The sequence below is a fragment of the Pseudomonas botevensis genome (assembly GCF_019145475.1).
In the GTDB taxonomy this organism is placed as follows: domain Bacteria; phylum Pseudomonadota; class Gammaproteobacteria; order Pseudomonadales; family Pseudomonadaceae; genus Aquipseudomonas; species Aquipseudomonas botevensis.
This window is the reverse complement of record NZ_JAHTKI010000002.1, coordinates 402468-412236: the sequence shown is the minus strand read 5'-3', so window position 1 is coordinate 412236 and position 9769 is coordinate 402468. Positions and strand designations below refer to the sequence as shown.

Sequence of the window (9769 nt, the reverse complement as noted above, 5' to 3'; positions counted from 1 at the left end):
TGTAGTGGTCAACTAATCCCGGACACGACGTTAAGTTTTTTCTCGGCCTGAGCTGGGGCCAGCCCATCGTTGAACTGGTGCGGTCGAATCCAGTTGTACCGATGCATCAGATAATGACTGATGTCTCGATGCGCTTCTTGAGCCGTCATGTAGCCCACGGTCGGTATCCATTCAGTTTTCAAGCTGCGAAAAACGCGCTCCATCGGCGCATTATCCCAACAGTTTCCACGACGGCTCATGCTCTGGCGCATGCGGTAACGCCAGAGCCGTTGGCGAAACTGACGGCTGCCATATTGCGAACCCTGATCTGAGTGAAACAGCAGTCCTTGAGGCCTGCCACGCTGTTCATAAGCCATGTCCAACGCCTTGATAACCAACTCGGCATCTGGCTTGCGCGACAGCGCCCAGCCCACAATTCGGCGCGCGTAGAGATCCAGAACAACAGCCAGGTAATGCCATTTCCCCTGAGCCCAGACGTAGGTGATATCACCACACCAGACCTGATTGGGTGCGGGCACCTCAAACTCTCGATTCAAAATGTTCGGAATATCAGGCCGCTCGACCGTCGCTTGTTTGTAGGCATGTGATCCAGGTTGTTTGCTGACTAACTTCAGTTCCCGCATCAGACCACGCACCTTGAACCGCCCGATTTGCTCGCCGTCTTCCTGCATCATCGACACGATGCTGCGGCTACCGGCGGCGCTTCGGCTTTGCGTAAACAGTTCATTGACCCGACTGCGCAACCGAAGCCGCTCAACGTCCGGAGTTCGGCGTCTGAGGCGGTGGGCGTAGTAACACGAGCGAGTGATGTCAAAGACTGCGCAAAGCCAATCGACTGGCGCCTGGGCGCTTAACTGATCAATCAGCGTGTGCGCTCGTGCTCTTCCGACATCAAGAGCGCGGTAGCCTTTTTTAAAATGGATTTCTCCCGCTCAAGGCGAGCAATGCGCGCTTCCAGTTCTTGGATTTTCTGCTGCTCAGGCGTCAGCGCTTTGCTCTGCGGAGTCACGCCGTTGCGCTCCTGCTGGAGTTGGTTAACCCAGCGACGCAACGCGGACTCGACCACCCCAAGCGAGCGGCTGGCTTCGGTATGGCTATAGCCTTGATCGAGCACGAGGCCTGCGGCCTCGCGTTTGAACTCAGCGGAAAAGGAACGACGTTGCTTGGTCATCAGACACCTCTATCTGGCGAGCATTCTCGCCTAAATGGGTGTCCGGTTTCATTAGACCACTACACCCAAAATATAAGGAGATTGTGAAAAATGTCATTCGAGGAGTTGACTAGAGAGCGGCTCGAATATCTCAAGGGCGTACTGCTATCGCTTGATGCAGCGGGAGCGACAGGCTTTGAAGGATTTGTCAGGGTAGTCCTTACTGCACTGACCAGCGTTCCTTTTAGATTAGCCGCAAGTGGTCTCCAAGGGGGGGTAGATGGTGATGCGGCATTGCGAATTGATGCTGTGTGTTTCGAGGCAAAGCGTTACTCAGGCTCTGTTCCTCGAAATGAAGTCCTGACAAAAATTGCAGACCTTTCACGTAAGAGCGAGTCACCAGACCGGCTCTGGGTACTAGCTGCGACAAGTGAAATTGCCGCGCAGTTAGCGAAGTCATTGCAAGAAGACGGCGACAAACATGCTATTTCCACTCTTATGCTTGATTGGGCTGATCCATTACCCCTCTTGGCTATCGCCACTGTAGCGGCGGCTAATGAGGCTACTGATTTTTTGATGACACATTGCAATCCAAAACCTGATTGCCAAGAGCTTTCCCGAACATTCGAAGTCATCACCAATGACCCTCGGTTTCACACCCTGCTGGAAAAACTCAAGTCGAATTTGAACGTTTCGACTCTAGCAACGGCACGGTCGACCGAGCTGAATAAAACATGGCGCATTGAATCGTTTGGCTCTGAACACATCGCGCGAGAACGGTTAGGACAAGCATTGGTAATCGCCAAATCGTGCTCACTGCCACTGCGGGCAACTCTGCGGCAACAGGTCAAGGACAGCCTGCAAATTGGTCAGCCCATAGTCTTAACCGGTGGTGAGGGGCATGGAAAGTCTTGGCTAGCGGCGCAAATCTGCTGGGACCATGAAGGTCTGGCTCTTTTTTCAAGTGCAGAGCAATTTGATGAAGTCAACGTTAAAGATCTCGACGACTTTATAGTTGAACTTCTGATAAGTCAGACTGGTGATGTCTCAGATGAAACTGTGAAACTGAGGTGGCGCCATCGATTTGCTGCTTGGAAACATCAACCGCCGGCTCTTCCATTACTGATGGTCGTCGACGGTGTCAATCAGCGACAAAGTCGGCGATGGCACCTTATCCTAAATGGTTTGAGGGAAAGATTATTCGCCATCGGCGGGTGTCTGGTTGTTACTGCTCGCCCGCAATATTGGTTAAAAATTGTTGCTCCAGGTCTTTCTTTCGAACCAATACAAATCGAGGTGCCAGAGTGGTCACCGGACGAACGTGATCAAATACTGACGCATCACGGTATCCGCCATGATTGGCTTGACGAGGGAACCCTCTGCACCCTTCGAAATCCCCGGTTGCTCGGAGTTGCAATCGCGACGATGCCTCACACGAGTTCTCTCGCCTGGAAAGGGCTCACGACTGACAGACTTCTCTTTGAGCATTTACGAGCTTCACAACGGGAAAACTTTGAATCAGAGACCTTGAAAGAGCTGACTGCACGTCTCAGCGATCATGCAAGAAAGGTATTGGAGCGTATCAGCGTAATGCGACACGAGCCGCCTCATAATTTTGAGGCCGACTCAATAGCGGTGGTCGAAACGCGCTTTTTCCAGACACTCCATGGACCAAGAGATACTTATGAACTTCGCGAGGAAGGTCTGACCCTGGCACTCGGTTATACGCTCATTGACCAGCTCTGGCAGGCGCAACACTCTGCCCACGACCTTTCGCAACGAATGACAACCTTGATCGATCCCATTCACGCAATGGACCGGACCGTTGATGTAGTGTTTGCCGCCTTGATGATCTGTGCTTTCGACTCAGTTCGCTTCAACCAAACTATATTCGCAGTTCTGCTGGACGCTTTTTCTACTCTGCAGAACGTTGATGATCAACGATTCGAAGAGTTCGCGGGGATTGTCAAAACACAAGCGACGGCACTGTTTGAATTGCTAGGTGTTTTCACACTTGAGTCAAGACGAAGGCTTAATTACGACTGGTTCGTTCATTCAGCGTTCTCAACTGCAGCGTCACATAAGGGTTGGCCTATAGCCGCAGGGGCTGTTCGTAAGTGGCTACGTTACTACAACAATAACGCACTCGATCAGGTGAGTAGATATCCGAAGCAAACGGAAGAAGAACAAACACAGCGACTTGAGAAAAAGACGATCGAAATTCAGGCGACTCTTGACTCTCTGTCTGCTTTCGAACGCACGCTTCTGCAAAAAATGACTGCGGTAGAAGGTCAGTTAGATGATCTTTACAGCGTCGCACTTCAGCTTCTGGCGGGTCGGCCTCTTGCGGAATTCGCTGAAAGCTTTATCTTCTTTGGCCTCGGTCTCTCGATGGATATAGATACTTCGGGGGCTCGGAAAGCATTTGACCATTTGACGACCTTTAACAGTTCGGACCGCGCAGCTGCGATGGAATCCTTTCTGAAAGCCATTGAACCGTTGCGATCACCCGATACCTCGAGAGGGGGAAAATGGACTGTCGTACGAATGTTGCTTGCCACTGGGGATGAATCAGCAGCTAGAGAAGCTGAGGAAATCTCCCGCTTACTGCGCGACAAGATAGTGCGCCAGGCCATGCCCGCACTGAGTGAATGGCGGCACTTAAGCGTTGCTAACCCTAACGCGATGCGACCCGGCGATATGGTCAGTGAGCTAGAACGCTTTAATGCCATTGACCCCGATTGTGTCCTTCAATCCATGACGTCCAGCGCGAGGGATCGCCAATTTGAGGAGTTTCTACCTGTAGCCTGTCGCTTCGCCCCTGAAGAGGCGCTAGAGAAGGCTCGCTCGGTACTTTCAGGTCTTCTCACTCGAACTTCAATGCCGTTACGTCAATTGATACTAAATGGGATGCAGTACGCCCCTCTAATGAAGCGGGATATTGCTCTTCGGCTGATCGCACGAATGACTGAAGGCAAAGATGATGTAGTGGCTACGCTTGTCGGGCGCGAGCAAAATACGCAGCGAATGTTTTTATTCATGTATGCGGCTCCACAGCTATCAGCACTGGAACAGCTCGATTGCATGCGTAATCCAGTGTTCGGCACGGATTATCTGCTAAATGTTATTCCAATGCTGAAGCCTCTATCCACAGATGCAATCAGAAAAGCCCTGCAGTTAGCGCTGGATGATGACAACGAGGTGCAAACTTATGCTGTTCTCGCAGCTACTCGATACGGTCGTACACCCATCACAGAGGAGCTTGAGTCACAATTACTTCGTTGCTACCAGTCGACAACGGTAAGAGGGAGGGCGTTCGTGCTAGAGTTGGCTGCCCTAGAAAACTTGAAAACGATCAGAGATGCCCACGTCCTTAGTGGTTGGTCTGGACGTACCCTAGACACTCAGACTAAAGAGAGGTGGTATGGCGCGATCCTGCTAGCAGATGCGTGCAAAAAGAATGAACTTAAAGTGGAAGAGCTTATAAATAGGGTCCATCCAGAAACTTGGTTTACGTGTGCCAAACGCGTTGGCTCAGAGATGCTGGAACCTTTGGCCGCCCATTTCCTGCAGCGATTAGAGCTGGGAATTGAGGAGGTTAGTTGCATCTTAGCACCGGGCGTTCAGCTCACGCTCACACCATCGGAATCAGCTCCCTATCCGATGCTGTCAATTGAGGAACCTGCGCAAGAGACGAGTCGATTTGTCAACCCAGAAGTTTTCGCCGAATTATTTGGCTCTCAAGAAGATTTTTACGGTAAGCAAGATCGACTCCGTGCAATCTCCGATGACTTTTTCGCGAGGCTGAAGGGGGCGAACGCGCTGCTTTTTACGGAGCATGTGACGATCGATGATCTGAGATTGCTGACTCTAGCGGTGCCCACACTGCTGCCAACCATGCTTGGCATATTAGAGCAGGCAGGTGATGCCGAATTTAGTTGGTTAAAAAACTTGGCATTGGTGGTCGCTAATTTAATATCGAGTGATATGCCCGAGGTGGCAGTTTGTTTATTCAAAAGAGCTCAGAAAACTCAGTTCTTTATCACCTATAAACTGGCTGACGGGCTGACCCTTGAACATGAAGCGATTTGGTCAAGCGCTCCTTCTTCAACGACTAACTTGTTCTGGGAGGAGCGGCTCTTAACCGCGGGGGATGACGAAGTTCTCGCTCGGGAGGTTGCGGCAGCGGAGCGGTTCGGTGCGGCGACATTTATTGAGAACTTCGTGCAAGAAAAAGTGCGCAGTTCATCCACGCTGGATAAATGCTTCGCGATCTGTGTGGCTGGATTTTCTGAGCGTTCAGAAGAATGGCTGTCCGTAATTGAAGAGCACTTCGATGACAAAGGAATCACGGGCCAGGCTGCGCAAAAAGCCAAGGCCGCCCACGATGCGGCTCAATGGGCAAAATCATGGATGCGAGAAATATCTCTTGCTACGACCATGGATGAATTTTGGCGCTGTATGATTATCTCAACACTTTGCATGGATCAACGGGTATCTGACACATTCATAAATAAAACCAAGTGGCCGGAATTCTTAGCACTTTTCAGAAAATTAAGAAAGACGGCGATCAAAGTGCAGGGGGATAATCGAAAGAAAACACTTGTAGGTCAACCCGTACCGGATGTGATTTTTATCAGAGGGTATTTCTGTGCTTAATTCTTTCAATTCGAGTGCTTGGCTTTTTTTCGTGAGCAGCCAATTAAGGAAGCACTGAGCGGAAACTCCTTAGGGTCACTGGAATGGAGTGAAACAGTCATGGCCTTCACAGGAGGTGACGCTATAAAGCCGGAGGCTGTACTAGTGCGAAATTTCGAACACCTCAGTTTTCAGATTGGGTGAATATGTGTAATTTTACAGGCTTTACGCCAAGGACAAGGTATGAGATTTCTCCAACTATCCGCAATCGTTTTACTGTTTTGTGGCACTGTCGTTCTTGCTTGCTTCGTGGGCAAGGCTACCATTGACGGTTACACCATATTCAGCTTCAATCCTACTGACTATCCGACAACCGGCCAGTTTGGGGATTTCGTCGGTGGGGTCGTGGGTACATTTTTCGCATTGTCCGGAACCTTACTTATTTACATGAACTTCAAGGAGCAAACCAAAGAAAATAAGCGCTCTGCATTCGAATCTTCTTTTTTTGGAATGTTGAAACTTTATCGAGAAAATGTCAGCGAATTTAGATACAAAAAGTTCATGGGGGGTGAATATGATATGTATGAGAATCGACAGGTTGCCCGACTGATATTTGAAGAATTTATTGAGTGCTACAGGGAAATTCGAAAATACTCAAATTCCAAGAATGAGCTCGACTACCTCCATCCAGTTTATGCGAAAAAACTTAGATCAATAGCTGTGAAGCAAAATCCCGGAATAGATATTATCGAGATGGCGTCCATTGATCTGGCGTTCCTTATAGTGTTTTTCGGTCTGGGGGAGGAGGGGGAGGCAATAATAAAGGCAAATATAATAAACAAGTTCAGCAAGGACTATTATTATAAGCTTATTTATTTTATAAGGCTTAAGCCAAAACGCTCTAACGCAAGCAGATTTGAGAGCTGGGAGCGACTTAATCAATTGACATACGAAAATTTTCACAAAGTAATAGACGACCTTTACCAAGCCAGGAAGCAGCCGTCGCAACCGAAATCCTCGTTCCCCCTTGTTCACGAATTTGATATGAGCAAAGCATATAATAAGTACTATGGTGGACATCAGTTTAGGCTGGGGCATTACTTTCGACACCTATATCAAAGTTATACGTATCTCAATGATCATCCTGACTTAAGCGAGAAAGAAAAATATTCCTATGGCAAGCTGTACAGAGCACAACTCTCAACATATGAGCAGGCGTTGTTGTTAGTAAATAGCATTTCTAGTCTTGGAATGAAGTGGGAATTCCAAGCTGACGTGTCAGATTTAGCCGGGGTCTCTAGTAATCTCATAACCAAATACAACTTAATCAAGAACTTGCCTGGCGGCCATTTATCAGGAATTCGATACAAGACCTATTATCCTGATGTTTCATACGAAAACGAGTTCTGAAGACAGACTGGCTCACTCAAAAGCGCAAGGCCGATTTAGCGAACGACTGCTTCTCAATCATTAGCCAATTGCGCATCTGCAATCGTTCTGGAAACGGATTTTCCGCGGCGCCCGGGCGAATCAGTGTGCGAATAATCTGGAGTTGAGTATCTGTCAGGCTGCGATAACGAGCATGGTCGTGACGACCATTGATGATATGGCTCTCAAAGCGACGTTCAATGACTTTGGCGACATCTGCGAATATCGGGTGACATACAGGGAAAGGTATAGCTTCAGTAATCGCAAGTACTGGTCATGAATACGCGGATCGATCTGCGAAAAAGGTGCCGTTTCAGCTGTGCCGATTCGGCCGACTAGGTTGTCGGCTTGACGGCCGCTTTGGAGCCAAATGGCGTAACCGGCCAGCAAAGGCGCCGCAGCGGTACACGCTGACCCGAAGAGAACCTGCACTGAATCAGTTTCATCGACAGCCACCTCATTTAGGGAATCGTTATGAACACTATGGACATGGCCCGTTGAGAAAGTAGGCGTCAAATACGAATTGGTCGAATCAGTGACTTACGTGGCTTATGAACATCTCTGACATAGCACATGGTTTAACATAATATACATTACACGTAACATCATGTTTCAAGATCAGCCTCGTTGCACGCACGATTTCAATCTCCAGCATCACTCACAAAACCACTTTCGCCGACACCTGGCCGCCCCCTTGAAATGTACAGTACTCATTCACCGTCTCGCGTCAGCTTTTCAATCAGCGCGCGATGCTGTGGGTACTGCGCCGTGAGTTTCTGTCGATCGCCCATTTCCATATCCGCGAAATCAAATCCTGGTGAAACCGCTTCGCTGATCAAACCAAATCCGTTCGCCCCCTCAAGCAGTCGCGAGGCTTTCCAGATTCCGCCCGGTACGTGCAATTGCAGATGTTGTCCGGCCAAGACATCGTTTCCCATCACCAGTGTCTGCAATGAACCGTCAGCCAGGATCAGGCTGTATTCGATGGCGTCGCCCAGATGGAAATAATGCAGGATGTCGGACTGGTTGAAATGAAACTGGCCCACCGGTGATTGCTCGGTCAAGAGATAGTAAATCGACGTCATCAGGTAACGTGGGCCGGCGGCGGTCTCGAGCATGGCGCGCTGGTCGGCCTGGAAGGTTCGCCGGAAATAGCCACCTTCGACGTGAGGCTCAAGATTCAGCGTTTTGATGACGTCATTTGCACTCACATTGCGTTGACTCATGGCCTGCCCCCCTTGATTTTTTTTGATAGCTCAACTAAACGGCTATTTAGTGCAGTTAACTACTCACCGTGCTGAGTTGCTATTCAGATCATTGCGTCCCAACTCAAGTCAATTATCCGATAACTCCCAGACCCGGATATCTACATAGCCCTTTGTGGCCAACTGCACTAATCCTCCTCGGCCCGCCGGCGCCGGGCAACCCACCAGCAATGATCTACCCTCGCTACCTGCGGGCTCAAATCAAAAAAATGCTCCGTATATTTCTGGGTATTCTCTTAAAGGATTGGACAGCCACCAGTTGGCTATAAACACGCAATGCTGCGTTATTCCCTGATAGCTTGACTGTCGCAAAAGTATGCTCAATTATCGTTTCCACGATGAAAATTATTCACCAATCAAAAGATAATGACCTCTCCTCCTTCACCGCATTCTTAGCGGTGGCGGCCCATCGGAGTTTTCGCAGCGCCGCTGACGAACTCAACATGACGCCCTCGGCGATAAGCCATGCGATCAAGGTGCTCGAGCGACGGTTGAATGTCCGCCTTTTCAACCGAACGACGCGTAGCGTTTCCTTGACTGACGCAGGAGAACGTCTTGCCTCAAAATTGAGACCGGCAATGGCATCGATCGAGGAAGCCATTCAAGAACTGGAGAGCGATGACCATCGCCCAAAAGGTGTGGTGCGAATCAATGCCAGTGAAGGCGCTATCCGTTTGGTGCTGCGACCTGTTCTGGCGCGATTTTTTCGTGAGTATCCTCAAGTGCACCTCGACATTGTCAGCGACGGCAAGCTCAGTGACATTGTTGCCGACGGTTTCGACGCGGGTATCCGATTAGCAGAGGCCGTGCCCAGAGACATGGTGGCGGTTTCTGTCTCGAAAGACGTGCGTTTTGCAGTAGTTGCGTCACCCGGATATTTTGAACAACGCGGATATCCAAAGGTGCCCCATGATTTGCATGGGCATGACTGCATACGCTTCCGGTTCGAAAGTGGTGCAATCTACCGATGGGAATTAGAGCGTCTGGGAGTCGCTGAAAGGTTCAATGCGTCGGGACCTTTAACGTTGACTGATCAACCGATGATGGTAGATGCCGCGATCGATGGAATAGGCATCGCCTTCGTGCCCGAGCATCTTGCGGCAGATGCTCTCAAAGATGGCCGACTCAAACGAGCTCTGGAGGATTGGTGTCCCGCGCAACCAGGACTGTGCCTCTACTACTCAGGGCATCGACACGTATCATCGGGTCTGAGAGCACTAATCAATATGCTGACTGAAACGCTTTCCGACAGTTGATCAAAACGACTCCGGCGACAATTCAGTCGCCG

Annotated in this window: 5 protein-coding genes; 3 read left to right on the top strand and 2 right to left on the bottom strand. The window is 49.8% G+C overall.

From position 1 onward, the window contains the following. Window positions 1-8: 8 nt before the first annotated feature. A protein-coding gene (locus KVQ74_RS05510) for an IS3 family transposase (RefSeq protein WP_217829975.1) occupies window positions 9-1171 on the bottom strand; the annotation gives its coding sequence in 2 pieces (ribosomal slippage) (window positions 9-916 and window positions 916-1171; 1164 coding nt in all). Window positions 1172-1261: 90 nt separating this feature from the next. Here KVQ74_RS05510 and KVQ74_RS05505 point away from each other — a divergent pair. Together KVQ74_RS05505 and KVQ74_RS05500 are read left to right on the top strand one after the other, a co-directional pair. Continuing rightward, the gene (locus tag KVQ74_RS05505) at window positions 1262-5809 is read left to right on the top strand and encodes a hypothetical protein (protein ID WP_217829974.1); all 4548 of its coding nucleotides are present in this window, start codon (window positions 1262-1264) and stop codon (window positions 5807-5809) included. Window positions 5810-6031: 222 nt separating this feature from the next. After that, entirely contained in the window at window positions 6032-7198 is a 1167-nt protein-coding gene (locus KVQ74_RS05500) for a putative phage abortive infection protein (RefSeq protein ID WP_217829973.1), read from the top strand. 728 nt (window positions 7199-7926) lie between these two features. On the opposite strand, the gene KVQ74_RS05495 is transcribed toward KVQ74_RS05500, so the two are convergent. After that, window positions 7927-8442: a cupin domain-containing protein gene (locus tag KVQ74_RS05495; RefSeq protein WP_217829972.1), complete on the bottom strand. Its 516-nt coding sequence runs from the start codon at window positions 8440-8442 to the stop codon at window positions 7927-7929. Between the two features lie 377 nt (window positions 8443-8819). Here KVQ74_RS05495 and KVQ74_RS05490 point away from each other — a divergent pair, with 377 nt between their 5' ends. Then, window positions 8820-9737: a LysR family transcriptional regulator gene (locus KVQ74_RS05490; RefSeq protein WP_217829971.1), complete on the top strand. Its 918-nt coding sequence runs from the start codon at window positions 8820-8822 to the stop codon at window positions 9735-9737. Window positions 9738-9769 lie beyond the last annotated feature (32 nt).